A 23,979-nucleotide genomic window follows, 5' to 3' on the forward strand; every position below is an offset into this window, starting at 1 on the left:
TCACTCGCCCTTCGCCGCAAGGGCTTGGGCATTGCGCGGTGCCGATTTCGCATGCAATCCTGCCTCATGGAGCAGGATATCCAGGCATTTCTCCTCGAGGTGCAGGCGCTGGCGCGTCAGTTGGGGCTTTCGGCCCGCCTTATGCTGCTGCCCTCGCGACTCTTCCAGATCGGCCTGATCGTCGTGCTGATCCTGCTCTCGCTGCTGGCCCGATGGCTGTTTGCGGAACGGGTTCGCGAGCGGATTCGCGAGATGGAAGGGCTCAGCAAGGGCCAGTTGCGTTTCCTCGTCATCCTGCAGCGGCGGATCGCGCTCATCACCTTCGTGGCGCTCTGCTGGGCGGCGATCTTCGTGATGCGCGAGATCATGGGCCTCTTCCCCTCCCGAAGCTACATCCTCGTGGTGGTCGGGACCATCTCGCTGGCCTGGCTGCTGATCGGGATCGCGACCCCGTTCATCGGCAATCCGCTGACCCGGCGGATCGTTTCCTGGGCCGCGTGGATCTATGCCACCCTCTATTTCACCGGCCTGCTCGACGACACCTTCTCGCTGCTCGACTCGATCGGGCTCGAGATCCAGTCGTTCCGGCTGTCGCTTCTGAGCATTCTCAAGGCGCTGGTGATCGTGGGCACGCTGGTCTTCCTGGCGCGGCTGCTCTCCAACGCCCTGAGCCGCCGGATCCGCGAAAGCCAGGACATCTCGCCCACGCTCGGCGTGCTGCTGACCAAGATCCTGCAGGCGCTGCTCTATGTCTCGGCGATCTTCCTCGGGCTGCGGGCGGTGGGCTTCGATCCGACGGGGCTTACGGTGCTCTCCGGTGCGATCGGCGTCGGCATCGGCTTCGGGCTCCAGAAGATCGTGTCCAACATCGTGTCGGGCATCATCATCCTGATGGACAAGTCGGTGAAGCCCGGCGACGTGATCTCTCTGGGCGAGACCTTCGGATGGATCCAGTCGCTCGGCGCGCGCTACGTCTCGGTGGTGACCCGGGACGGGCGGGAATACCTGATCCCGAACGAGGATCTGATCACCGGGCAGGTGGTCAACTGGACCCATTCCGACGAGTTCGTCCGGCTCGACATCACTTTCGGCGCCGCCTACGGCAGCAATCCCCGCAAGGTCCGTGCCGCCGCGATCGAGGCGGCGCTCTCGGTCGGGCGCGTCGTCCAGACCCGCAACCCGGTCTGCCACATCACCAATTTCGGCGAGAGCTCCATCGACTACGTGCTGCGATTCTGGATCACCGACCCGACGAAGGGGCTGACCAACGTACGGGGCGACGTCTACCTCGCGCTCTGGGACGCGTTCGAGGCCGAGGGCATCGAAATTCCCTTCCCGCAGCGCGAGGTCCGCCTGCTTGGCCACGCCCCTGTTGCGGATGCGCCACCCTCCGCCTGAGCCGCAGGAACAATTCCGCCGACAGATTGTCGCAGGGCTTGATTCTTTTTGTCGGAGAGCTTTCTTAACGGTTTCGCCGAACAGAACCGCCGTCACATCGAGAGTTACGCCCATGTCCCGGGTCTATATGAACGTTCATATCGCGTTGATCGCAGCGCTTTTCCTGCTCGCCGTCGCCTTCGAGGCCACGGCCGAGGATCGCATGCAGCCTGTATGGATCGACTTCCCGCCCGATATCCAAAGCGGTCTCGCCAACTGATTTCGCCGGTGCGGCAGGCCTGAAGACGGCTGCGGATGCCGGATTTCGGTGTCGGGCGCGCCGTCGTTGAGCCATCGCCGATTGGATGCTATCGTGGCATCACGTCCAGCGCCGGGACGCAGTCGGCGCCATTTACGGAGGGCAATGTCCTGTCTCACCAAGCGGAGGTCGCCACGCAAACGGCGGCAGAAGTGGCACCCATGAGCGTGCCGAACGAGTTCAACCGGACCCTCGCCACGAGCGACGCACTGCTTGAACGCATCCTTTTCTCTCTCGACGAAGACAAGGCCGAGGACGTGGTCGTGATCCACCTGCGCGGCAAGACGGAGATGGCCGATCACATGGTCGTGTGCTCCGGCCGTTCCTCGCGTCAGGTCGCGTCGATCTCGGACAAGCTCGTGGAGCGGCTCAAGGCCGACTTCGGGATCTCGTCGAAGGTCGAGGGCAAGGATGCCGGAGACTGGGTGCTGATCGACGCCGGCGACGTGATCGTCCACGTCTTCCGGCCCGAGGTGCGCGAGTTCTACCAGCTCGAGAAGATGTGGATGCCCGCGGGCACCTCCGGAACGGCGACGCCCACGTCCTGATGCGTCTGTCGATCGTTGCGGTCGGACGCCTCCGACCGGGGCCCGAGCTGTCGCTCGTGTCCGATTACCTCCAGCGTGCCGAACGTAGCGGTCGGCCGCTGGGGATAAGCTCCGCCTCGGTGATCGAGGTCGACGACCGCAAGGGCGGCGGCAAGGCCGGGGAGGCCGCGCTGATCCGCAAGGCGCTGCCCCGGGGCGCGCGTCTGGTCTGCCTCGACGAGCGCGGCAAGGTGATCGGCTCACCCGATTTCGCGCAGCGCATCGCCGACTGGCGCGACACCGGCACGCAGGACATCGCCTTTGTCATTGGCGGCGCTGACGGGATCGACCCGGAGCTGGTCGCCGAGGCCGATTTCACCCTTTCCTTCGGCAAGATGGTCTGGCCGCACATGCTGGTGCGGGTGATGCTCTCGGAGCAGATCTACCGCGCCGTCTCGATCCTGGCCGGCGCCCCCTATCACCGCGCCTAGGGCTGCGTAACGTCACCCGAGGGCGGCGTGGCGCCTGGCGTCGCGACAGTGTTACACGGGGCGGACATTTCTTTGCGCCATCGCGCAGCGTCAGGACGGTTTGCCAGTGGATACGATTTTCTTTATTTTCTCCAAGCTCGTATGGGCGCTTCTCAAGCCGGAGACCTGGATCCTGATCGGTGCCGGGCTGAGCTGCCTCGCGGTCTGGCGGGAGCGGCTTCGCGCCGCCCGGTTCTGGACCGCGGCGACGCTCGGGCTGGTGCTCGCCATCGGCGCCCTGCCGCTCGGTGGCCGGGTGGTCACGTCGCTGGAGAAACGCTACCCGGCGAACCCGTCGCTGGGGCGCGTGGACGGGATCATTGTCCTTGGTGGCGGCGAATGGGCGCCGCGTTTCGGCCAGCCGCAGGTCGGCGATGGCGGCGAGCGCTATATCGAGGCGCTTGCGCTCGCCCTGCGCCATCCAGAGGCGCGGGTGATCTATGTCGGCGGCAGCGGTGCGCTGAAGGACGCGCTCGACGCGCCCGGGGTCCATGCCCGGTCCGCCCGGCTCTTCTTCGAGCGCACCGGGCTCGACATGGAGCGCCTCAGCTTCGAGACCGCCTCGCGCAACACCGCGGAGAACGCCGCCCTGAGCTACGAGATGATCCAGCCTGAGCCGGCGCAGAGCTGGGTGCTGGTCACCTCGGGCTTTCACATGCCGCGGGCGCTGCGCAGTTTCGAGCGCGCCGGCTGGACCGGCGTGGTGCCCTGGCCGGTCGATTTCAGGGGGCGCAAGGATCCGCTTCTGGGATGGAACTTCACCCAGAACCTGGACCTGCTCGGGATCGGCCTGCGCGAATACATCGGCCTTGTCGCCTATGGCGTGACCGGCCGCTGAGCCATGCGCCGCGCGGGTGCGCGGATTGCCCTGCCTGCGGCGCTCTATCGGTTCCATTCCGGCGCTAACAGCACTACCAAAGGCGCAACCAAGGAGACCTCCGCATGAGCATTCCCAAACCTGTCGTTCTGTGCATTCTCGATGGCTGGGGCATCGGTACGCGCCCGCCCGAGGAAGAGGGCAACGCCCCGGTGCTGGGCAAGACGCCCACCTTCGACCGGCTGATGGCGACCTGCCCGAACGCAACGCTGGTGACCTTCGGCAATGCGGTCGGCCTGCCGGAAGGGCAGATGGGCAATTCCGAGGTCGGGCATACCAACATCGGTGCGGGCCGGGTGGTCGCGATGGACCTCGGCCAGATCGACCTGGCGATCGAGGACGGAAGCTTCGCCGCCCGCGAAGCGCTGCAGGGCTTCATCGCCAGGCTCAAGGAAACCGGCGGCACCGCGCATCTGTCGGGGCTGGTCTCGCCCGGCGGCGTACATTCGCACCAGGATCACATACTGGAGGCCGCGCGGGTCATCACCGGCGCCGGCGTTCCGGTGCAGATCCACGCCCTGACCGACGGCCGCGACGTGGCGCCGAAATCGGGCGCGGGGCAGGTCGGCAGCTTCGAGGAGGCGCTGCCCGAGGGCGCGCATGTGGGCTCGCTGATCGGGCGCTACTTTGCCATGGACCGCGACAACCGCTGGGAGCGCGTGCAGCAGGGCTTCGACCTGATCGCCTCCGGCAAGGCCGAGAACGAGGCCGAAAGCGGCCGCGCCGCCTGTGAAGCCGCCTATGCCCGCGGCGAGACCGATGAATTCGTCAAGGCCACCCGGATCAAGGGCTACACCCAGCCCAAGGACGGCGACGGCCTGCTGTTCCTGAATTTCCGCGCCGACCGCGCCCGCGAGATCCTCTCCGCGCTGGCCGATCCCGAGTTCGACGACTTCGACGCCTCCGCCCGGCCCCAGTGGGGCGCGATCTGCGGCATGGTCGAGTATTCCGACCGCCACAACGAGTTCATGGAGGTGATCTTCCCCGCCCAGGACATCGTGAACACCCTTGGCGAGTGGGTCTCCAAGCAGGGCAAGACGCAGTTCCGCCTGGCCGAGACCGAGAAATACCCGCATGTCACATTCTTCCTGAACGGCGGGGTGGAAACGCCCTATCCCGGCGAGGACCGCTTCATGCCCAAGTCGCCCAAGGTGGCGACCTACGACCTGCAGCCGGAGATGTCGGCCCCGGAGGTGACGGAGAAATTCGTCGAGGCCATCGAGAAGGGCTACGACCTGATCGTCACCAACTACGCCAACCCCGACATGGTCGGCCATACCGGCATCCTCGAAGCCGCGGAGAAGGCCGTCGAGGCGGTGGACGAGGGGCTGGGCAAGGTTGTCGCGGCACTGGAGAAGGTGGGCGGCGCGATGATCGTGATCGCCGACCACGGCAATTGCGAGACCATGATCGCCGAGGATGGCGGGCCGCACACCGCCCACACCACCAACCTCGTGCCGGTGATCCTGTTCAACGGTCCCGAGGGTGCCAAGCTGCACGACGGCAAGCTGGCCGACGTTGCGCCCTCGATCCTCGCGCTGATGGGCCTGCCGCAGCCCGAGGAAATGACCGGCGAAAGCCTGATCGACGCATGATCCGGCGCCTGCTGCTGGCCGCATCGCTTGCCTGCCTTGCCGGTGCGGCCACGGCCGAGACCGATCCCGCCGTCATTGCCCGCCAGGCGGCGGAGCAGCTCGAGGCGGCGGCGCGGTCGCTGGAGGCCGCGGGCGGCGCCCGCGACCGGGTGCGCGCCCTGACCCAGACCGTTCAGGCCTACGAGGAGGGGCTGGCCGCCCTGCGCGCGGGTATGCGCCAGGCGGCGCGCCAGGAGCGTCTGCTGACCGAGCAGCTCGATGCCCGCGACGCGGAGATTTCCCAGCTGCTCGGTGCGCTGACCTCCATCGAGCGCTCGCCCGCCCCCTTGCTGCTGCTCCACCCCACCGGTCCGGTCGGCATGGCCCGCTCGGGCATGATGCTGCGCGACCTCACCCCGGAGATCCAGGGCCAGGTCGAGAGCCTGCGCGCCTCGCTGACCGAGATCGCGGTCCTGCAGGCGCTTCGGGAGGAGGCGGAGGAGGCCGTGACGGCCGGGCTGAAGGGCGCGCAGGAGGCCCGCACCGCCCTGTCGCAGGCAATGGCCGACCGCACCGACCTGCCGCGGCGCTTCACCGCCGATCCCGAGCGGATGCGCCGCCTGCTCGCCACGGCCGAGACCATCGACGCCTTCGCCGCCGGGCTCGGCACGCTGGCGCTCGGCCCGTCCGAGAATCCCGACTTCGCCGCGCTCAGGGGCCAGCTTCCCTATCCGGTGCAGGGCGTGGTGCTGCATGGCTTCGGCGCGACCGATGCCGCCGGGGTCACCCGCCCCGGCCTGGTGCTCGCCACCCGCCCCGGCGCGCTGGTCACCGCCCCGGCCGAGGCCACCATCCGTTATGTCGGGCCGCTGCTGGACTACGGAAACGTGATGATCCTTGAGCCGGCCAATGACACTCTTGTGGTGCTTGCCGGCATGGGAACGGTCTATGGTGAGGCAGGCGAGCTCGTGGTCGCCGGTGCCCCCCTGGGCCTGATGGGCGAAGCGCCGCCGAATGTTCCGGCGGTTGCGGAAGAACCGCAGGAGATGCAAGAGAGTGGTGGCGTCGGGCGCAGCGAGACGCTTTATATGGAGCTGAGACTGGGCGAGGCCCCGGTGGACCCGGCTGAGTGGTTCACCCCGACACAAGGACAATGAGGACCGCATGAAGAAGTTCGTGATGGCCGCAGTGGGCGGCATAGTGGCAGGCACGGTCGTGACCACCCAGGTAGCCGGTCCGCTGATCGCCCAGGAAGCCGACAGGAACAGTTCCATCTACGAACAGCTCGACCTGTTCGGCGACATCTTCGAACGGATCCGCGCGCAATATGTCGAGGAGGTCGACGAGCGCGACCTGATCGAGGCGGCGATCAACGGCATGCTGGTCTCGCTCGACCCGCATTCCAGCTACCTCTCCCCCGACGACGCAGACGACATGCGCGTGCAGACCCGCGGCGAATTCGGCGGTCTCGGCATCGAGGTGACCCAGGAAGAGGGCTTCGTGAAGGTCGTCTCCCCGATCGACGACACGCCCGCCGACGAGGCCGGCATCGAGGCCGGCGACTTCATCACCCATGTCGACGGCGAGAGCGTACTCGGCCTGACCCTCGACGAGGCCGTGGACATGATGCGCGGCCCGGTCGGCTCCGAGATCCTCATCACCGTGGTCCGCGAGGGCGTGGACGAGCCCTTCGACGTGACCATCATCCGCGACACGATCAAGCTCACCGCCGTTCGCACCCGCACCCAGGGCGACACCGTGGTCCTTCGGATCACCACCTTCAACGACCAGACCTACCCCAACCTCGAGGAAGGGTTGAAGGAAGCGGTCGAAGAGCTGGGCGGCATGGACAACGTCAACGGTTTCGTGCTCGACCTGCGCAACAACCCGGGCGGCCTGCTCACCCAGGCGATCAAGGTGTCCGACGGCTTCCTCGACAAGGGCGAGATCGTCTCCACCCGCGGCCGCGACCCGCAGGACGGCGACCGCTACAACGCCACCGAGGGCGACCTCGCAGAGGGCAAGCCGGTGGTGGTGCTGATCAACGGCGGCTCCGCCTCCGCCTCCGAGATCGTCGCCGGCGCGCTGCAGGATCACCGCCGCGCCATCGTCGTCGGCACCAAGAGCTTCGGCAAGGGCTCGGTGCAGACGGTCATGCCGCTGAAGGGCGACGGCGCGATGCGGCTCACCACCGCCCGCTACTACACGCCCTCCGGCCGCTCGATCCAGGCGCTCGGCGTCTCGCCGGACATCGTCGTGCAGCAGCCGCCGAACCGCCCGGCCTCCGAAGAGGAGGAGGAGAACGAGGCCGTGAACCGCTTCTCCCGCTCCGAGGCGGACCTGCGCGGCCGTCTGGAAAACGACAGCCTGACCGAGGACGAGCGCCGCCAGATCGAGGAAGAGCGCCAGAAGGTCGAGGACGCCGCCGCCCTGCGCGAGGAGGATTACCAGCTGGCCTACGCCATCGACATCCTCAAGGGCCTCTCGGCCTTCGATCCGTCGGAGTGACGGGGAGACAACCCGGACGAGGGGCGGCTTCGGCCGCCCTTTGCTTTTCCGGCACCTCCGCAGCCCCTTGCGCTCGGCCGCACCGCCCCGGATAAGACGGCATGACCAAGGATCCCGCAAAGCTCCCCTATCGCCCCTGCGTCGGCGTGATGCTCGTCAACGCCGAGGGCCATGTCTTCGTCGGCCAGCGCAAGGACAGCGACGTGCCCGCCTGGCAGATGCCCCAGGGCGGCATCGACAAGGGCGAGAGCCCGCGCGAGGCGGCCCTGCGCGAGCTCTGGGAAGAAACCGGGGTGACCGCCGACCTCGTCGAATGCGTGGCGGAAACCGAGGACTGGGTCCGCTACGACCTGCCCGCCGAACTGGTCGGCAAGGTCTGGAAGGGCAAGTACCGCGGCCAGGAGCAGAAATGGATCCTCTGCCGCTTCCTTGGCAGCGACGACCAGATCCGGATCGAGACAGATCATCCCGAGTTCTCCGAATGGTGCTGGCTCCCCGCCAGCGAGCTGGTCGAGAACATCGTCCCCTTCAAGCGCGCGGTCTACGAGGCCGTGGTCGAGGCCTTCTCCGAGCATATCTGATCCCGCCTGCGTGGCGCGCCGAGATTCCCGCTTCGAAAGAGAACAAAACGGGAATAAAATGATGGGATGCCTGACTCGCCGCCCCATATCTCTGGTTCTGATCCATCTCCGCCCGAGGGCGATCTCGGTGCGGGCTTCGCGGAACTCTCGGCCACCTCCAACTTCACCTTTCTGACCGGCGCCTCGCACCCGGAGGAATACATGGAACGCGCGGCCCTGACCGGGCTGGCGGCGCTGGTGATCGCGGACGAGAACTCGGTGGCCGGGATCGTGCGGGCCCATGCGCAGGCGCGGGAGATCGCGCGCATCGTGGCGGAGCGGCGGGCGGCGGAGGCGGCGGATGGCCCGATCGGGCCGCCACGGCCCGCGCATCTGCCGGCCCCGCCCTCGCTCGCCATCCGCAATGTTCCGCGGCTGATCCCCGGCGCGCGGATCGTGCTGGAGGACGGGGTTTCAGTCACCGCGCTGCCGCGCGACCGGGCGGCCTGGGGGCGGCTTTGCCGGCTGATCTCGCTGGGCCGGCTCCGGGCCGAGAAGGGGGGATGCCTGCTGCGGCTGGAGGACCTGCTGGAATGGGGGGAGGGGATGGAGCTGCTTCTCCACCCCGGGACCTCTCCAGGCGCGCCGCCGGATTCGGGCGGCGCGGGCGCGTGGCTGTCACGGGCGGAGCGTTTGACGCGCCGCTTCGGCGGGTCCGTGCACCTGGTGATGGCGCCGCGCTACGACGGCCAGGATGCCGCGCGGTTCGACTGGCTGGCGCGGCTGGCCGAGCGGCTCGGGGTCGACACAATCGCCTCTGCCGAGCCGCGCATGCACCACGGCCGCCGCCGCCAGATGGCCGATGTGCTCACCGCGATCCGCACCGGCTGCCGGATCGAGCAGCTGGGCCGTGCGGCGCTGGCCAATGGCGAGTGCCGCCTGCGCACGGAGGCCGAGATGCGGCAGATGCTCGGGCCCCACGCGGCGGCGGTGGACCGGACCGGTCAGGTCGCCGCGCGCTGCCGTTTCAGCCTCGACGCGCTGCGCTACGAGTACCCGTCCGAGGTCACGGGCGGCGAGAGCGCGGATGGCCGGCTGGAGCGGCTGTCCCGCGAAGGGCTGCGCTGGCGCTACCCCTCCGGTGCGCCGCCCAAGGTCAAGGCGCAGCTCGAGCACGAACTCGCGCTGATCGCAAAGCTCGGCTTCGCGCCCTATTTCCTGACCGTGCACGACATCGTGGCCTTTGCCCGTTCGCGCAATATCCTCTGCCAGGGGCGGGGGTCGGCCGCCAATTCGGTGGTCTGCTACGCGCTCGGCGTCACCTCCGTCAGCCCGGAGATCGGTACCATGGTCTTCGAGCGCTTCGTCTCCGAGGCCCGCGGCGAGCCGCCCGACATCGACGTCGACTTCGAGCACGAGCGCCGCGAGGAGGTGATCCAGCACATTTACGAGCGCTACGGCCGCCACCGGGCCGGGCTCTGCGCCACCGTGATCCATTACCGGGGCAAGCGGGCCGTGCGGGAGGTGGGGGCGGCGATGGGGCTCAGCCAGGACACCGTCGCCGCGCTCTCCAGCCAGATCTGGGGCTGGGGCAACATGAAGGGGATGGAGGATGCGCGGATGCGCGAGATCGGGCTCGACCCGACCGACCGCCGCCTGCGCCAGACCATGCGCCTGATCGCCGAGATCCAGGGCTTCCCGCGCCACCTCAGCCAGCATGTCGGCGGCTTCATCGTCACCGAGGGCCGGCTGGACGAGCTCTGCCCGGTGGAGAACGCCACGATGGAGGATCGCACGGTCATCCCCTGGGACAAGGACGACATCGACACCCTCGGCATCCTCAAGGTCGATATCCTCGCGCTCGGCATGCTGACCTGCATCCGCAAGGCCTTCGACCTGCTGGAGCAGCATCATGGGCTCGATTACACGCTCGCCACCCTGCCGCCCGAGGACCCGGCGACCTACGACATGCTTTGCAAGGCCGACAGTCTTGGCGTCTTCCAGGTCGAGAGCCGGGCGCAGATGAACTTCCTGCCACGGATGCGGCCGCGCTGCTTCTACGACCTGGTGATCGAGGTGGCGATCATCCGCCCCGGCCCGATCCAGGGCGACATGGTCCATCCCTACATCCGGCGCCGCAACGGCGAGGAGGAGGTGCGCTTCCCCTCCGACGCCCTCGGCGCGGTGCTGGCCAAGACCCTCGGCGTGCCGCTCTTCCAGGAGCAGGCCATGCAGATCGCCATCGTCGGCGCGGGCTTCACGCCGGAAGAGGCGGACCGGCTGCGCCGCTCGCTCGCGACCTTCAAGAAGCACGGCAACGTCAGCGAGTTCCACGACCGCTTCATGGCCGGAATGCGCGCCAACGGCTACGATGAGGACTTCTCCGCCCGCTGTTTCAGCCAGATCGAAGGCTTCGGCTCCTACGGCTTCCCCGAAAGCCACGCCGCGAGCTTTGCCCTGCTGGTCTATGCCTCGGCCTGGCTCAAGCGGCACCATCCCGGCGTCTTTGCCTGCGCCCTGCTGAATTCGCAGCCCATGGGATTCTACGCCCCGGCGCAGATCGTCCGCGATGCGCGCGAGCACGGGGTGACGGTGCTGCCGGTCTCGATCAACGCCTCCTACTGGGACAACGTGTTGGAACCCGACGGGCGCGGCGGGCTGGCGCTCAGGCTCGGGTTCCGGCAGATCAAGGCGATGCGGGAGGAGGAGGCGGGCTGGATCGCCGCCGCCCGCGGCAACGGCTACCTCGCGCTGGAGGAGGTCTGGCGCCGCGCCGGCACCCCGCCCAACCTGCTGGAAGTGCTGGCCGAGGCCGATGCCTTTGCCGATATCGGCCTGAGCCGGCGCGAGGCGCTGTGGGAGGCGCGGGCGCTTCGGGCGGCGCGACCGCTGCCGCTCTTCGCCGGCGGGCTGGAGGGCGAGGGGATCGTGGAGCCCGCGGCCCACCTGCCGGAGATGACGCTCGGCGAGCAGGTGGTGGAGGATTACGTCTCCATGCGGCTCACCCTGCGGGCCCACCCGCTGGCGCTGCTGCGGTCGCGGCTGACCCCCGGCCGCAGGGCGCCGCTGCCGCCTCCGAAATCCGTTCCCGAGCGCTGATCCGCTTGCTATCATTGCCCCGGTCGGTGCGCTGCGCGGCCCGTCCGGGCAAAGCCTTGATCCAGATCATTGGGATGGCCTTCGCGACGCGGCAGCCTGTGAGGCATCGGATCCCGTGCGACACGCAAGACCCGACTCGGATTGTCATGCTGGTGGAGAGGAGGCCATGACGAGCAAGCCAAACAAGGGTGCGAAAAAGGCGAAGAAGGACGCGGACAAGGCTGTGAAGGCCGCCGCGAAGGCGGGAGAGGACCGGCACGAGAAGGTCCCCGAAGCCGCCGAGAACATGGAGCACACGCTGCGCCGCCTCAACGCCGAGAAGGAAAAGAAGCGGGCACAGAACCCCGGCCTGTATCTCTGAGAGCCTTCGCTCGGAACAACGACGTGCGCCGGACGCCTCCGGCTCACGTCTCCTCGTTCACGGCCAGAACGATCTTGCCGATATGCGCCTTGGCCTCGAAGGCCTCCTGCGCCGCACCGATCTCCTCCAGCGGAAAGACCCGCGCCACGAGGGGGGCGATCCGGCCGGCCTCGATGTGGTCCATCAGGTTGGGAAACACATCCGGGTCGAGCACCGTGCAGCCGAACAGGCTGAGATCCTTCAGGTACAGCGTGCGCACGTCCAGCGTCACCATCGGGCCCGCGATCGCGCCCGACACCGCATAGCGCCCGCCCGGGCGCAGCACGTCCAGCATAAGCGCCCAGTCCGGGCCGGCGACGAGGTCGATCACCACGTCCACGCAGTTCTCGCCGAGCGCCTTCAGGCTGTCGGCATCGCGGGCCACCGTCTCGTCGGCGCCGATCTGGCTCAGCGCGGCCGCCTTGCTGGAGCTGGTCGCCGCGATCACATGCGCGCCCCGCGCCTTGGCGAGTTGCACGGCCGCCGACCCCACGCCGCCCGAGGCGCCGGTCACCAGAACCCGGTCGCCTTCGCAGACGCTTGCGCGGGTGAGCATGTTCTCGGCGGTGGAATAGGAGCAGGGAAAGGAGCCGAGCTCGACGCTGCTCAGCGGGCTGCGCACGGCATGGGCATGGCGGGAGGCGACCACGGTGAACTCCGCAAAGCCCCCGTCGACCTCGGAGCCGAAGTACCACGGCTGCTCCAGCATCCGCCCGCCGGCCTCGCGGAGGCTCGGTTCGACGAGAACGCGCTCGCCGATGCGGCTGTGCGGCACGCCGGTGCCGACGGCGACGATCTCGCCGCAGACATCCGCGCCCTGGATGCGCGGGAACTGGAGCGCCTTGCCGGTCCAGCCCGCATCCGCCGCGTCGTTGTCTCGCTTGGAGTACCAGCCGACGCGGGTGTTGATATCGGTGTTGTTGACGCCGGCGGCGTGCACCCGGACCAGGACCTCGCCCCGGACCGGCTTCGGCACCGGAACGTCGGTTCGAAAGGAGAGCGCCTCGGGGCCCCCGTGGCCCGTCAGGCACACGGCTCTCATACGGTCGGGGATCGGTTCCATCGCACGCTCCTCTCGCTGCCGGTCCGACCGAGGCTAGCGGAGGCCGCTGCGGGATGCGACCCCCCAAGGCCCGGAAAATGCAGGATAGAACATCGTAAGGGAGCGGGCAGCAAAACGGGCGACCCGCGGGCCGCCCGTCCTGTCCGTGCCGCGCGTGAGCGGGTTATTCGGCCGGCACCGCCGCGCCCGGGTGGCTCTTGCCGAAATGCTGCCGGTTGAGCCGGACCACTAGGGCGATCATCGCGACCTGCAGGGCCACCGCGATGGCCGAGATGGCGAGATAGGCCAGCGAGTACTTGTCAACGATCCCCGAGGCCACGAGCCCCTTGTTCAGCCAGAAGTGCAGCATGACCGAGAGCGCGACGCCGGGGCAGACCAGCGCGTATGAACCCGGCGAGGTCTTGGAGCCGAAGACGAAGTCGTTCCAGTAGTGCTGGCGGCGCAGCACGAGCAGTCCGAGCGAGAGGAAGATGATCTGGACCGTCATCAGCCGGGTCAGGAAGACCAGCGTCTCGACCGGCGCCGAATGGGCGTCGAAGGTCACATGCATGCCGTGCGATTGGCGCAGGAACATGATCCCCAGCACCGTCATGATCGGCACGACGATCATCAGCGTCGGCCCGGCTTCGCGCGCGGTGCCGTGATGCAGCATCGAGTTGAAGGCGGTGATCGCGGCGACGACGGTATAGATGACCGAGGCGAAGCCGAAGAAGGTCGACCCGATCAGCGCGATCCCGGCGATCACCGTGTTGTGGCTCATCGCGGCCGGCGCGGCAAAGCCCACCGCCACCATCGCCAGCGCGAATGCCGGCAGGAGCTGGGCGAAGGAGTTGTGCGCGGTGACGTCGAAGAGCCCGCCCTTGGCCAACACCCGGCCGAGGAAATCGCCGATATAGCCAAGCGCCTGCAGGCCGATCAGCAGGAACGCGATCATGGCGAAGGGAAAGAGATACTCCACGATGCTCCAGAGCTGGGGCACGAAGGCGAGCCCGGCCACGAACATGCCGTTCACCGCCATCGCCAGCGCCAGGGGCATTGCGAGGATCGAGGTCTCGCCGTTGGAGTTGCGAAGGCGCTCGAAGGCCTCGGTCCGGCGGAAGGCCGAGAAGGCGCGCAGGTTCCAGACCAGGTATTTCAGGTTAAGGAAGACGAAAACCGCGATCCCGATCCAGGCCACGAGGATCGCCGCCTGCTGGATTGCGCCGCCGGTGGTGAGCGCGGCCCAGATGTGCTCGAAGGTCGGCACCGGCACGCCCGGGTGCGGCACCCAGAAGAACAGGTACATGAAGAACGACACGGACAAGCCGCCAGCGCCGAGCGAGGCGAGGAAGTAGAGCGGTGAGTAGTTGTCGGCAGGGCGTGTGGACGAGGACATCGATTCTCTCCATCAAATTCGAGTATGTGAATATGAAATCACGGGAGGGCGTGCATTTCAAGCAAAAATGAACTGATCGGTTCAGTTTGCCCCGGCGCCCGCAAGCGGCACCCCAAGGCGTTGAACTCAGGCGGATTCCGGCGGCCATCGCGGAAACCGACATCGACGGGGCAGGGTAGCAGGCGCCCCGAAATCGGCATATGTTGTGGAAAACTGCCGGCGGTGACCCAGATGCTGGGGCTTCGTCTTGACTTTGTGGTCGCGGATGCAAGACTGTGCTCCACCCCGCGACTCGAACAGGATCCGGCCCCGTGCGCTTCACAAGGCTCCGCCTCAACGGCTTCAAGAGCTTCGTCGACCCGACCGATCTGCTGATCGCGGACGGGCTGACCGGCGTCGTCGGTCCGAACGGCTGCGGCAAGTCCAACCTGCTCGAAGCGCTCCGCTGGGTGATGGGCGAGAACCGCCCCACGGCGATGCGCGGCGGCGGCATGGAAGATGTGATCTTTGCCGGCGCCTCGACCCGGCCGGCGCGCAACTTCGCCGAGGTCTGCCTGACCATCGACAACAGCGAGCGGCTCGCGCCCTCGGGCTTCAACGACCAGGACATGGTGGAGATCGTCCGGCGCATCACCCGCGACGCCGGCTCCGCCTACAAGGTCAACACCAAGGACGTGCGGGCGCGCGACGTCCAGATGCTCTTTGCCGACGCCTCCACCGGCAGCCAGTCGCCGGCGCTGGTCCGTCAGGGCCAGATCAGCGAGCTGATCAATGCCAAGCCCAAGGCGCGGCGGCGCATCCTCGAAGAGGCCGCGGGCATCTCCGGCCTCTACCAGCGCCGCCACGAGGCCGAGCTCAAGCTGAACGCCGCCGAGCAGAACCTGTCGCGCGTCGACGACGTGGTCGAACAGCTCGCCGGCCAACTGGCGCAGCTCGCCCGGCAAGCCAAGCAGGCCGCCCGCTACCGCACCATCGGCTCCGAGCTTCGGCACGCCGAGGGGCTGCTGCTCTACCGGCGCTGGCGCGAGGCGATGGACGCCCTGGAGGCCGCGCGGACCGAATTGCGGGAGCGCACCACCGCCGCCGCCCAGGCCGAGCGCCTGGCGCTGGAAACCGGCCGGATGCGCGAGGCCGCCGACGAGGCGCTGCCGCCGCTGCGCGAGGAGGAGGCCATCGCCGCCGCGGTCCTGCAGCGCCTGCAGGTGGAGCTGGGCGCGATCGGCGAGGAAGAGGCCCGCGCCACCGCCGCTATCGAGACCCTCGAACGCCAGATCGCCCAGATGTCCAAGGACATGGAGCGTGAGAGCGGCCTGAACCGTGACGCCGGAGAGACGATCTCCCGCCTCGAGGCCGAGCAGGCCGAGCTCGAAGGTGCGAACCGGGGCCACGAGGAGAAGCTTGCCGCGGCCGTCGAGGCTGCCCGGATCGCCGCCTCCAACCTGCAGGGACGCGAGAGCGAACTGGCTCAGCAGACCGAGGACGTCGCCCGCCTCGCCGCGCGCCACCAATCCGCCGAGCGGATGGAGAGCGACGCCGACAAGGCCGTGCTGCGGCACGAGGAGGAAGCCCGCAAGGCCGCCGCGACTGCCGATCACGCCCGCGGTGTGCTCGCCGCCTCCGCCGAGGCCGCCGAGACCGCCGAGGCCGAACAGGACGCTGCCGCCGAGGCCGCCGAAGCCGCCGAGGTCGCGCTGGCCGAAGCCGACGCTGCCCGCGCCGATTGCGCCGCCCGCGAGGCCGAGGCCCGCGCCGCGAGTTCCGCTGCCGAAGGCGAGACCCAGGCGCTGCGCGCCGAAGTCGGGGCCCTTGCCCGCCTTGTCGAACGCGATGCCGGGGCCGGCGACCAGGTGCTCGATCACCTGCGTGTCGATACCGGCTACGAAAAGGCGCTCGGCGCCGCGCTCGCCGATGACCTGCGCGCGCCCGAGGTCGGTGCCGACGCCGCGTCCGGCTGGGCGCTGCTGCCGCCCTACGAAACGCCGCAGCCGCTGCCCGAGGGCGTGGAGTCGCTTGCCGGCCGGATGGAGGTTCCCGGCGTGCTGGGCCGCCGCATGGCGCAGGTTGGCGTGGTTGCGGCCGAGGACGGAGCGCGCCTCCAGGCCGCGTTGAAGCCCGGCCAGCGGCTGGTCAGCCTTGAAGGCGATCTCTGGCGGTGGGACGGCTTCCGCGCCGGCGCCGAGGATGCGCCCTCCGCCGCCGCGCTGCGCCTGCAGCAGCTGAACCGGCTGGTGGAACTCAAGCGCGACCTCGAAGAGGCCTCCGCCAAGGCCGAAGGGGCGGCGCAGGCCCACGAGGTGCTGCACCAGCGCCTGAAGGACCTGACCGACGCCGACCGCCGCGCCCGCGAAGCGCGCAAGCAGGCCGACATCGCGGTCGCCAACGCCTCGCGCAACCTGTCGCGCGCCGAGAACGACCGCGCCATGGCCGAGACCCGGCTGGAAGCCGCCGAACTCGCCGTCGCCCGCCACGAGGAAGAGGCCGCCGACGCCCGCATTCGCCTGGAAGAGGCGCGCGCCGCCCGCGAGGAGCTGCCCGACCTTTCGGAGGCCCGGCTCGGCATCGAGCGCGCCAAGACCGAGGTCGAAGGATCGCGGCGCGACATGATGGCCGCCCGCGCCGCGCAGGACGAGTTGCGCCGGGTCGGCGAAGCCCGCGAGCGCCGCATCAAGGAGATCCTGAAGGACATCGGCGGCTGGCGCCAGCGGTTGGAGAACGCCGAGTCCCGCACCCGCGATCTCGAAGCCCGCCGCGATGCCGCCGAGGCCGAGCTGGACGTGGCTCGCGCTGCTCCGGACGACATCATCGCCCGCCGCGAGAAGCTCGCCGAGGGGCTGGAAGCCGCCGAAGCCCGCCGCCGCGCCGCCGCCGACGCGCTGGCGCTGGCCGAGACCGCCTTCCGCGACGCCGAACGCGCCGAGCGCGAGGCCGAGAAGGCCGCCGGCGCCGCCCGCGAGCACCGCGCCGCCGCCCAGGCCCGCGCCGAGGCCGCGCAGGAAACCCGCGACGCCGCCGCGAGCTGGATCCGCGAGGAGCTGGAGACCACGCCCGAGGCGCTGCTGGAAAAGCTGGACACCGACCCCGAGCAGATGCCCTCGACCGAGCAGATCGAGGCCGACATCGCCCGCCTGCGCCGCGCCCGGGACTCGCTCGGCGCGGTCAACCTGCGCGCCGAGGAAGACGCCAAGGAAGTCGCCGGCGAACACGCCACGCTGGTCGAGGAGAAACAGGACCTCGAGGAAGCAATCCGCACCCTGCGCACCGGCATTGCCAACCTCAACCGCGAGGGCCGCGAGCGCCTGCTGACCGCCTTCGAAGAGGTCAATTCCAACTTCGCCATGCTCTTCAAGCACCTCTTCGGCGGTGGCGAGGCCAAGCTGGAACTGGTGGAGAGCGAGGACCCGCTCGACGCCGGCCTGGAGATCATGTGCATGCCCCCGGGCAAGAAGCTCTCGACCCTTTCGCTGCTGTCGGGGGGGGAGCAGACCCTGACCGCGATGGCGCTGATCTTCGCCGTCTTCCTCGCCAACCCGGCGCCGATCTGCGTGCTGGACGAGGTCGACGCGCCGCTCGACGACGCGAACGTCACCCGCTTCTGCGATCTGCTCGACGAGATGGTGCAGCGCGCCGACACCCGGTTCCTCATCATCACCCACCACGCGGTGACCATGAGCCGGATGGACCGCCTGTTTGGCGTGACGATGCAGGAGCAAGGCGTCAGCCAGCTGGTGTCGGTCGACCTCAAGAAGGCAGAAGCGCTGGTCGCCTGACCCGCCTTTGGAGCGGGCGGCGAATTCGGGATTCGGGTATTTTGGCCAAGAAGAAGACAAGGGCGCGCGCCGTCCTTCTTCTTGGTGCAAGTACCCCCGCCGGAGGCAGCGCCCGGAACGGGCGCTTCCGGACTCAGAGCGCGTTCAGAAGCTCGACGGTCGGCCAGGCGTCCGCCGGCAGCCCGAGCCGCAGCTGTTCGGACCGGACGGCCGCACGGGTCTGCGCGCCGAGGATTCCATCGATCCCGCCCACGTCATGGCCGCGGGCCTGAAGCCGGGTCTGCAACGTCTGGATCTGTTCGCCGGAGAGCGCAGGCGCCGGGTTGCCAGCGTCGAACACCGGACCCCCTTCCAGCTGGGTGGCGAAATAGGCGGCGGTCAGGACGTAGGTGAAGCTCTGGTTCCACTCGAAATAGACGTCGAAATTCGGGTAGGCGAGGAAGGCCGGGCCGCCGATTCCCTGCGGCAGCAGCAGAGCCGCCGGCAGATCGCCCCGGGCAAGGTTTCCCGACTTGGCCCGCACCCCGAGCGCCTCCCATTCGGCGACGGTCTTGCGGTGCTCGAGCCCGGTCTCGGCCCAGTTCAGGCCGCCCGGCGCGGTGACTTCCTGCAGCCAGGGCTCGTTCGGCCGCCAGCCAAGTGCCTGCAGCATCGCGCCGCCCGACATCAGCGCGTCTGGCACCGAGGTCTTGAGCGAGACATGCCCGTCGCCGTCTCCGTCCACGCCGTTTTCCAGGATGTCCCTGGGCAGCATCTGCACCATGCCGATCTCGCCGGCCCAGGCGCCCGTGGTCGTCGCCGGGTCGAAATCGCCCTGCTCGAAGAGCGTCAGCGCGGCCATCACCTGTGGTTGGAACAGCTCCGGCCGGCGGCAGTCGTGGCTGAGCGTCATCAGCGCGTTCAGGGTGTTGAAGTCGCCCTGGAAGGCGCCGTAATCCGTCTCCAGCGCCCAGAAGGCGAGGAGGACGCCGGGGCTGACGCCATAGGTCCGCTGCACGCGGTCGAAAGTGTCGCGGTGGCGGGCGAGATTGGTCTGGCCGTTCTCGATGCGATTGTTGCTGATCAGCTTGCGGGCGAACTCGGTGAAGGGGAGTTGGAAGATCCCCTGGCGCTGGTCGGCCCTGAGCACCGCCGGGTCCTGGCGGGCGGCGGCGAAGAAGCGCGCCGCCTGGGCCGGATCGTGACCGGCCGCGACGGCGGCTTCCGTCATCGCCTGGCGGAACGCATCGAAACTGCCCCCGCAGGGCACCTCGGCGCTGGCGGACGTGGCGGCGGTGATCAGTGCGGCGATGGAAAGGGGCAGTCGCATGGGGCCTCCGGGCTGGTTTCCGGGACCCTAGCGGAGCGCGCCGCACGGGCAAGCACCCGGCGATGACGTTCCGGTGAGACGGCCGGGCTAAAGCGCCTTGCGCGCCCGGAGCGCGGCCGAGATCGTTCCGTCGTCGAGATAATCCAGCTCGCCGCCGATCGGCACGCCCTGGGCCAGCGAGGTGACGGCGATGCCCATCGGCTCCAGCTGTTCGGCGATGTAATGGGCGGTGGTCTGGCCGTCGACGGTGGCGTTGAGCGCCAGGATCACCTCGGCGATGCCCTCGTCGCGCACCCGGGTGAGCAGACGCGGGATGCGCAGCTCGTCCGGCCCCACCGCATCGAGCGCCGAGAGCGTGCCGCCGAGCACGTGGTAGCGCCCCTTGAAGACGCCCCCCCGCTCCATCGCCCAGAGGTCGGCCACGTCTTCCACCACGCAGATCTCGCCGGTGGCGCGCTTCTCCGAGGTGCAGATCTCGCAGACCTCCGTGGTGCCCACGTTGCCGCAGACCACGCATTCGCGCGCGGTGGCGGCGACCTGCTGCATGGCGTCGGCCAGCGGCACCAGCAGCAGCGCGCGCTTCTTGATGAGCTGCAGCACCGCGCGACGGGCCGACCGCGGGCCGAGGCCGGGAAGCCGGGCCATCAGCTCGATCAGGTCCTCGATGTCGCGCGGGCCCTGGCTCACCTCACATGCCCGGGATGTTCATGCCGGCGGGCAGGCCGAGCTCGGAGGTGAGCTTCTCCATCTCCTCGCGGGATTTCTCCTGCGCCTTGCTCTGCGCGTCCTTGATCGCGGCGAGGATCAGGTCCTCCACCACTTCCTTCTCGTCGGGGTTGAAGATCGAGGGATCGATGTCCAGCCCGGTCAGCTCGCCCTTGGCGGTGCAGCGGGCCTTGACCAGCCCGGCGCCGCTCTCGCCGATCACCACGGTGTTCTCCAGTTCCGACTGGAGCGCGGCCATCTTGGTCTGCATCTCCTGCGCGGCCTTCATCATCTTGGCCATATCGCCAAGCCCGCCGAGTCCCTTCAGCATGTGAATTCCTTTCCGTCCTGTGTTCCGGTGTCCGACCCGCTGTCGTTCTGGCGGATCATATGGCGTGTCTCGGTCCCGGCGGCAACGCTGCCCGCGGGGCTATTCGTCCTCGAACGGGTCCCATTCGTCCTCGACCTCTGGCAGGGCCTCCATCGCGGCCTCGGCCGCGATCTGGTCCGGGGTGCGGATTTCGGCGATCCGGGCCTTGGGGAAGGCGGCGAGCGCGGCCTGCACCATCGGATGGGCCAGGGCGGCCTCCTCCAGCGCGCGGCGCTCGCTGTCGCGGGCCTCCTCGATGGTCGGACCGCCGCCCTCGCGCACCACCGATACCGCCCAGCGGTTGCCGGTCCAGGACTGCAGCCGCTGCCCGAGCCGCTGGGCCAGGTCCGGCGCCGCGTCCTCGGTGGGCTGGAACTCGATCCTGCCGGGGCTGTAGCGGGCGAGCTTCAGCGTCCGCTCGATCTCGATCAGCAGCGTCACCTCGCGGTTGGCCCGGATCAGCTCGATGACATGGTCGAAGCTGGCGTAGCGCGCCAGCGCCTCCTCGGGGGCCACCTGCAGCGCGGCCACCGGCCCGGCGCCCGGCGGCGTGCCGCGCGGGGCGGAGGGCGGCGGGGCGACATGGCCCACCGGCGCGCCGCCGGGAGCGGGCGCCGGCGCCCGTCCGCCACCGCCGCCCGGCCCGGCAGGCGGCGGCGTTGCATCCTTCAGCTTGCGCACCAGGTCGCCCGGCGTCGGCAGGTCGGCCAAATGGGTCAGCCGGATGATCGCCATCTCGGCCGCCATCATCGCGTTCGGCGCCGCGGAGACCTCTTCCAGCGCCTTCAGCAGCATCTGCCACATCCGTGCAAGGATCGGCATCGACAGCGCCTCGGCCATCGCCCGGCCGCGGTCGCGCTCGTCCGGGGGCACGGTCGGGTCGTCGGCTGCTTCCGGCGTGATCTTGGTGACCGAGACCCAGTGGCAGACCTCCGCCAGGTCGCGCAGGATCGCCACCGGGTCGGCCCCGTCGGCATATTGCGTCGCCAGCTCGGTCAGCGCGCCCGCGGCGTCGCCCTTCAGGATCATGTCGAACAGGTCGAGAATGCGGCCCCGGTCGGCGAGGCCCAGCATCGCGCGGACCGTCTCGGCGTCGGTTTCGCCCACGCCTTGGCTCAGCGCCTGGTCGAGCAGCGAAGTCGCGTCCCGCGCCGAACCTTCGGAGGCCCGCACCAGCAGCGCCAGCGCGTCGTCGGTGATCTGCCCGCCCTCGGCATCCGCGATCCGGCGCAGCATTGCCACCATGTCCTCCGGCTCGATCCGGCGCAGGTCGAACCGCTGGCAGCGGCTCAGCACCGTCACCGGCACCTTGCGGATCTCGGTGGTGGCGAAGATGAACTTCACATGCGCCGGCGGCTCCTCCAGCGTCTTGAGCAGCGCGTTGAAGGCGCTGGTCGAGAGCATGTGGACCTCGTCGATGATATAGACCTTGTAGCGCGCCGAGGTCGGCGCATAGGCCACCGAGTCCAGCACCTGGCTGCGGATGTCGCCGACCCCGGTGTTGGAGGCCGCGTCCATTTCCAGCACGTCCACGTGCCGCCCTTCGGCGATCGCCACGCAATGCTCGCAGGTCCCGCAGGGCTCCGTCGTCGGTCCGCCGCTGCCGTCAGGGCCGACGCAGTTCATCCCCTTGGCGATGATCCGCGCGGTCGAGGTCTTGCCGGTGCCGCGGATGCCCGTCATCACGAAGGCCTGCGCGATCCTGTCCGCGGCGAAGGCGTTTTTCAGCGTCCGCACCATGGCCTGCTGGCCCACCAGGTCGGCAAAGGTGGCGGGGCGGTATTTCCGCGCCAGGACCTGGTAGCCGCTCTCGCCCGTCTCGCTCATCTTGCCTCGCTTCGCTGACCGGCCCAACCTAGTGGCGCTGGCGGCGGAGGTCCACCGTTGCGATGGCCCGGCGCTCTGCTATCCTGTCAGGGCCGTTCGCGAGGCGGCGTCTAGGTCCGCGGAAAGCCGTCATCGGCACCTCGTCCGACGAAGAACCCACACCGGTTTTTCACGTTGCCCGAACCGGCGGACCAACGGGCGTGAACGGGAGAAACCGACATGAAATCCCTGGAACAGCTGCGCCGCGACGCCAAGGCGCTGAAAAAAGCCCACCTCGCCGGCGCGCCCGAGGCGGCGCTGCGGCTTGCCGCCCACCCGTCGCGAAGCGCCGGCGCCCTGCAACACGCCGACTACCTGCACGTGATCGCGCAGGAACAGGGCTTTGCCTCCTGGCCGCGGCTGAAGCTTGCCGCCGAGACGGAGGGGCTCGACCGCGCCGCCCGGATCCAGCGTCTCAAGATCGCGCTGCACAATGGCCAGACCTGGGTCGCCGAACGACTGCTGGAGGAGACGCCGGACCTTGCCGACGGGCTCTTTGCCCTCCAGGTCGTGCTGCTGAACCGCGCCGAGGTCGCGCGGATGCTGGCCGAGGACCCGGCCCGCGCCACGCGGGAGTTCGGCCCGCGCCGCCCGATGCTGCACCTCGCCTTCTCGCGCTGGATCCACGCCCGCCCCGAACGGGCCGACGACATGCTGGCGATCGCGCGGATGCTGGTCGACCACGGCGCCAGCGTGAACGACACGTGCCCGGTCGGCCCGGGCAACCCGCACCGGCTCTCCGCCCTCTACGGGGCCATCGGCCACGCCGACAACATGGTGCTCGCGGCCTGGCTGCTGGAGCAGGGCGCCGACCCGAACGATGGCGAATCTCTCTACCACGCGACCGAGCTCGGCCATCATCAGGGGCTGAAGCTGCTTCTCGCCCACGGGGCGGACCCGAAGGGCACCAATGCCCTTCTGCGGGCGATGGATTTCAACGACCACGCGGCGGTTCGCGTGCTGCTGGACCACGGCGCCCGCGCCGATGATTTCGACGGCACCCATGTCGGTGGCGAGCGCCCCTGGGTGGTGCCCGCCCTGCACCAGGCCGCCCGTCGGATGTGCGATGCCGAGATGGTGGAGCTGCTGCTGCGTGCCGGCGCCGACCCGGCCCGCCGGTTCCTCGGCGCCACGCCCTATGCCTTCGCCCGGGTCTTCGGCAACCGGGCCCTCGCGGGCGCGCTGGAGGCGCTCGGCCCGCAGCCACCCCTCACCCCGGTCGAGACGGCGCTCGCCGCAGCCGCCGATGACCAGCCGGCCAAAGGCCCGGCCGGCGAGATGCCCGAGGCCTATGCCGACATTCTCCGCATGATCCTCCACCTGCCCGGCAAGCTGGAGCATGTCCGCCGCCTCGTTGCCCTCGGGCTGCACCCCGACCGGCCCGATGCCGAGGGCCTCACCCCGGTGCAGGTCGCGGGCTGGGAGGGGCTGCCGGAGGTCATGGCCTTCTTCCTCGCGCAATCGCCCGACCTGACCCATGTGAACGGCTACGGCGGCGGCCTGCTCGACACGATCGTCCACGGTTCCGAGAATTGCCCGGCCCGCGCCGACCGCGACCATGTCCGATGCGCCGAACTGGCGCTCGAGGCCGGCGCGCCCCTGCGCGGCGACACGATCCGCGGTGCCGGCGACGAGGCCATGTCCGCCTCCCTGCAGGACTGGGCCGAGGCGCACGCCGACAGGGTCGCCGGCTGACCCAGGGTCTTCTTGGTGAAAATTCCCTCGGGGGGCGCGGGGGGCAGACGGCCCCCCG

Annotated in this window: 19 protein-coding genes; 13 read left to right on the plus strand and 6 right to left on the minus strand. The window is 69.2% G+C overall.

The genetic code is table 11. The annotated features are described in order from the left end of the window. Positions 1 to 51: 51 nt before the first annotated feature. From CHB86_RS01090 to CHB86_RS01135, 11 genes are all read left to right on the plus strand, one after another. Positions 52 to 1,398: a mechanosensitive ion channel family protein gene (locus tag CHB86_RS01090; RefSeq protein WP_245837690.1), complete on the plus strand. Its 1,347-nt coding sequence runs from the start codon at positions 52 to 54 to the stop codon at positions 1,396 to 1,398. A gap of 112 nt (positions 1,399 to 1,510) precedes the next feature. Next, the gene (locus CHB86_RS24490; RefSeq protein ID WP_176442732.1) at positions 1,511 to 1,657 is read left to right on the plus strand and encodes a hypothetical protein; all 147 of its coding nucleotides are present in this window, start codon (positions 1,511 to 1,513) and stop codon (positions 1,655 to 1,657) included. A gap of 200 nt (positions 1,658 to 1,857) precedes the next feature. Beyond that, a complete protein-coding gene (rsfS, locus tag CHB86_RS01095) occupies positions 1,858 to 2,244 on the plus strand; it encodes a ribosome silencing factor (RefSeq protein ID WP_245837691.1) in 387 nt (128 codons plus the stop codon). Continuing rightward, positions 2,244 to 2,714 carry a 23S rRNA (pseudouridine(1915)-N(3))-methyltransferase RlmH gene (gene rlmH, locus CHB86_RS01100; RefSeq protein WP_089231558.1) on the plus strand — a complete coding sequence of 157 codons (471 nt, stop codon included), beginning with the start codon at positions 2,244 to 2,246 and terminating at the stop codon, positions 2,712 to 2,714. Before rsfS ends, rlmH begins: the two co-directional genes overlap by 1 nt. 106 nt (positions 2,715 to 2,820) lie before the next feature. Beyond that, positions 2,821 to 3,591 (plus strand): YdcF family protein, encoded by a 771-nt coding sequence (locus CHB86_RS01105; protein ID WP_176442733.1) that lies wholly within the window; start codon positions 2,821 to 2,823, stop codon positions 3,589 to 3,591. 104 nt (positions 3,592 to 3,695) lie between these two features. After that, a complete protein-coding gene (gpmI, locus tag CHB86_RS01110) occupies positions 3,696 to 5,225 on the plus strand; it encodes a 2,3-bisphosphoglycerate-independent phosphoglycerate mutase (RefSeq protein WP_089230706.1) in 1,530 nt (509 codons plus the stop codon). Beyond that, on the plus strand, positions 5,222 to 6,361 hold the full coding sequence (locus CHB86_RS01115) for a murein hydrolase activator EnvC family protein (RefSeq protein WP_089230707.1): 1,140 nt from the start codon (positions 5,222 to 5,224) through the stop codon (positions 6,359 to 6,361). Before gpmI ends, CHB86_RS01115 begins: the two co-directional genes overlap by 4 nt. 7 nt (positions 6,362 to 6,368) lie before the next feature. Beyond that, positions 6,369 to 7,712: a S41 family peptidase gene (locus CHB86_RS01120; protein WP_089230708.1), complete on the plus strand. Its 1,344-nt coding sequence runs from the start codon at positions 6,369 to 6,371 to the stop codon at positions 7,710 to 7,712. A gap of 101 nt (positions 7,713 to 7,813) precedes the next feature. Further along, a complete protein-coding gene (locus CHB86_RS01125) occupies positions 7,814 to 8,293 on the plus strand; it encodes an RNA pyrophosphohydrolase (protein ID WP_089230709.1) in 480 nt (159 codons plus the stop codon). 66 nt (positions 8,294 to 8,359) lie between these two features. Next, positions 8,360 to 11,371 (plus strand): error-prone DNA polymerase, encoded by a 3,012-nt coding sequence (locus CHB86_RS01130; RefSeq protein ID WP_089230710.1) that lies wholly within the window; start codon positions 8,360 to 8,362, stop codon positions 11,369 to 11,371. Between the two features lie 166 nt (positions 11,372 to 11,537). Further along, positions 11,538 to 11,732, plus strand: a complete 195-nt coding sequence (locus CHB86_RS01135) for a hypothetical protein (RefSeq protein ID WP_089230711.1) — start codon at positions 11,538 to 11,540, stop codon at positions 11,730 to 11,732. A gap of 43 nt (positions 11,733 to 11,775) precedes the next feature. Here CHB86_RS01135 and CHB86_RS01140 read toward each other — a convergent pair whose 3' ends face one another. Both CHB86_RS01140 and CHB86_RS01145 read right to left on the minus strand, forming a co-directional pair. Continuing rightward, positions 11,776 to 12,834 carry an alcohol dehydrogenase family protein gene (locus tag CHB86_RS01140; RefSeq protein ID WP_089230712.1) on the minus strand — a complete coding sequence of 353 codons (1,059 nt, stop codon included), beginning with the start codon at positions 12,832 to 12,834 and terminating at the stop codon, positions 11,776 to 11,778. A 163-nt stretch (positions 12,835 to 12,997) separates the two neighbouring features. Then, entirely contained in the window at positions 12,998 to 14,209 is a 1,212-nt protein-coding gene (locus tag CHB86_RS01145; protein ID WP_089230713.1) for a TsoY family (seleno)protein, read from the minus strand. A gap of 311 nt (positions 14,210 to 14,520) precedes the next feature. On the opposite strand from CHB86_RS01145, the gene smc reads away from it, so the two are divergent. Next, the gene (smc, locus tag CHB86_RS01150; protein ID WP_089230714.1) at positions 14,521 to 17,976 is read left to right on the plus strand and encodes a chromosome segregation protein SMC; all 3,456 of its coding nucleotides are present in this window, start codon (positions 14,521 to 14,523) and stop codon (positions 17,974 to 17,976) included. A 133-nt stretch (positions 17,977 to 18,109) separates the two neighbouring features. On the opposite strand, the gene CHB86_RS01155 is transcribed toward smc, so the two are convergent. The 4 genes from CHB86_RS01155 to CHB86_RS01170 form a co-directional block, all read right to left on the minus strand. Further along, positions 18,110 to 19,285, minus strand: a complete 1,176-nt coding sequence (locus tag CHB86_RS01155; RefSeq protein ID WP_089230715.1) for a lytic murein transglycosylase — start codon at positions 19,283 to 19,285, stop codon at positions 18,110 to 18,112. An 87-nt stretch (positions 19,286 to 19,372) separates the two neighbouring features. Then, positions 19,373 to 19,972, minus strand: a complete 600-nt coding sequence (gene recR / locus CHB86_RS01160; protein ID WP_089230716.1) for a recombination mediator RecR — start codon at positions 19,970 to 19,972, stop codon at positions 19,373 to 19,375. Position 19,973: 1 nt separating this feature from the next. Beyond that, positions 19,974 to 20,321, minus strand: coding sequence for a YbaB/EbfC family nucleoid-associated protein (locus CHB86_RS01165; RefSeq protein WP_089230717.1), 348 nt, complete (start codon positions 20,319 to 20,321; stop codon positions 19,974 to 19,976). Positions 20,322 to 20,420: 99 nt separating this feature from the next. After that, a complete protein-coding gene (locus tag CHB86_RS01170) occupies positions 20,421 to 22,187 on the minus strand; it encodes a DNA polymerase III subunit gamma/tau (protein ID WP_089230718.1) in 1,767 nt (588 codons plus the stop codon). 219 nt (positions 22,188 to 22,406) lie between these two features. Between CHB86_RS01170 and CHB86_RS01175 the strand changes: the two genes are divergently transcribed. Then, entirely contained in the window at positions 22,407 to 23,921 is a 1,515-nt protein-coding gene (locus CHB86_RS01175; protein WP_089230719.1) for an ankyrin repeat domain-containing protein, read from the plus strand. Positions 23,922 to 23,979 lie beyond the last annotated feature (58 nt).

Source organism: Tropicimonas sediminicola, assembly GCF_900188335.1.
GTDB lineage: Bacteria > Pseudomonadota > Alphaproteobacteria > Rhodobacterales > Rhodobacteraceae > Tropicimonas > Tropicimonas sediminicola.

Bases quoted from the DNA above. Each gene is read 5' to 3' on its own strand.
- CHB86_RS01170 (WP_089230718.1), bottom strand. From the start codon at position 22,187: ATGAGCGAGACGGGCGAGAGCGGCTACCAGGTCCTGGCGCGGAAATAC.
- CHB86_RS01175 (WP_089230719.1), top strand. From the start codon at position 22,407: ATGAAATCCCTGGAACAGCTGCGCCGCGACGCCAAGGCGCTGAAAAAA.
- CHB86_RS24490 (WP_176442732.1), top strand. From the start codon at position 1,511: ATGTCCCGGGTCTATATGAACGTTCATATCGCGTTGATCGCAGCGCTT.
- CHB86_RS01135 (WP_089230711.1), top strand. From the start codon at position 11,538: ATGACGAGCAAGCCAAACAAGGGTGCGAAAAAGGCGAAGAAGGACGCG.
- CHB86_RS01130 (WP_089230710.1), top strand. From the start codon at position 8,360: ATGCCTGACTCGCCGCCCCATATCTCTGGTTCTGATCCATCTCCGCCC.
- rsfS (WP_245837691.1), top strand. From the start codon at position 1,858: ATGAGCGTGCCGAACGAGTTCAACCGGACCCTCGCCACGAGCGACGCA.
- CHB86_RS01140 (WP_089230712.1), bottom strand. From the start codon at position 12,834: ATGGAACCGATCCCCGACCGTATGAGAGCCGTGTGCCTGACGGGCCAC.
- CHB86_RS01125 (WP_089230709.1), top strand. From the start codon at position 7,814: ATGACCAAGGATCCCGCAAAGCTCCCCTATCGCCCCTGCGTCGGCGTG.
- CHB86_RS01115 (WP_089230707.1), top strand. From the start codon at position 5,222: ATGATCCGGCGCCTGCTGCTGGCCGCATCGCTTGCCTGCCTTGCCGGT.
- CHB86_RS01120 (WP_089230708.1), top strand. From the start codon at position 6,369: ATGAAGAAGTTCGTGATGGCCGCAGTGGGCGGCATAGTGGCAGGCACG.
- CHB86_RS01145 (WP_089230713.1), bottom strand. From the start codon at position 14,209: ATGTCCTCGTCCACACGCCCTGCCGACAACTACTCACCGCTCTACTTC.
- rlmH (WP_089231558.1), top strand. From the start codon at position 2,244: ATGCGTCTGTCGATCGTTGCGGTCGGACGCCTCCGACCGGGGCCCGAG.
- CHB86_RS01155 (WP_089230715.1), bottom strand. From the start codon at position 19,285: ATGCGACTGCCCCTTTCCATCGCCGCACTGATCACCGCCGCCACGTCC.
- CHB86_RS01090 (WP_245837690.1), top strand. From the start codon at position 52: ATGCAATCCTGCCTCATGGAGCAGGATATCCAGGCATTTCTCCTCGAG.
- gpmI (WP_089230706.1), top strand. From the start codon at position 3,696: ATGAGCATTCCCAAACCTGTCGTTCTGTGCATTCTCGATGGCTGGGGC.
- CHB86_RS01165 (WP_089230717.1), bottom strand. From the start codon at position 20,321: ATGCTGAAGGGACTCGGCGGGCTTGGCGATATGGCCAAGATGATGAAG.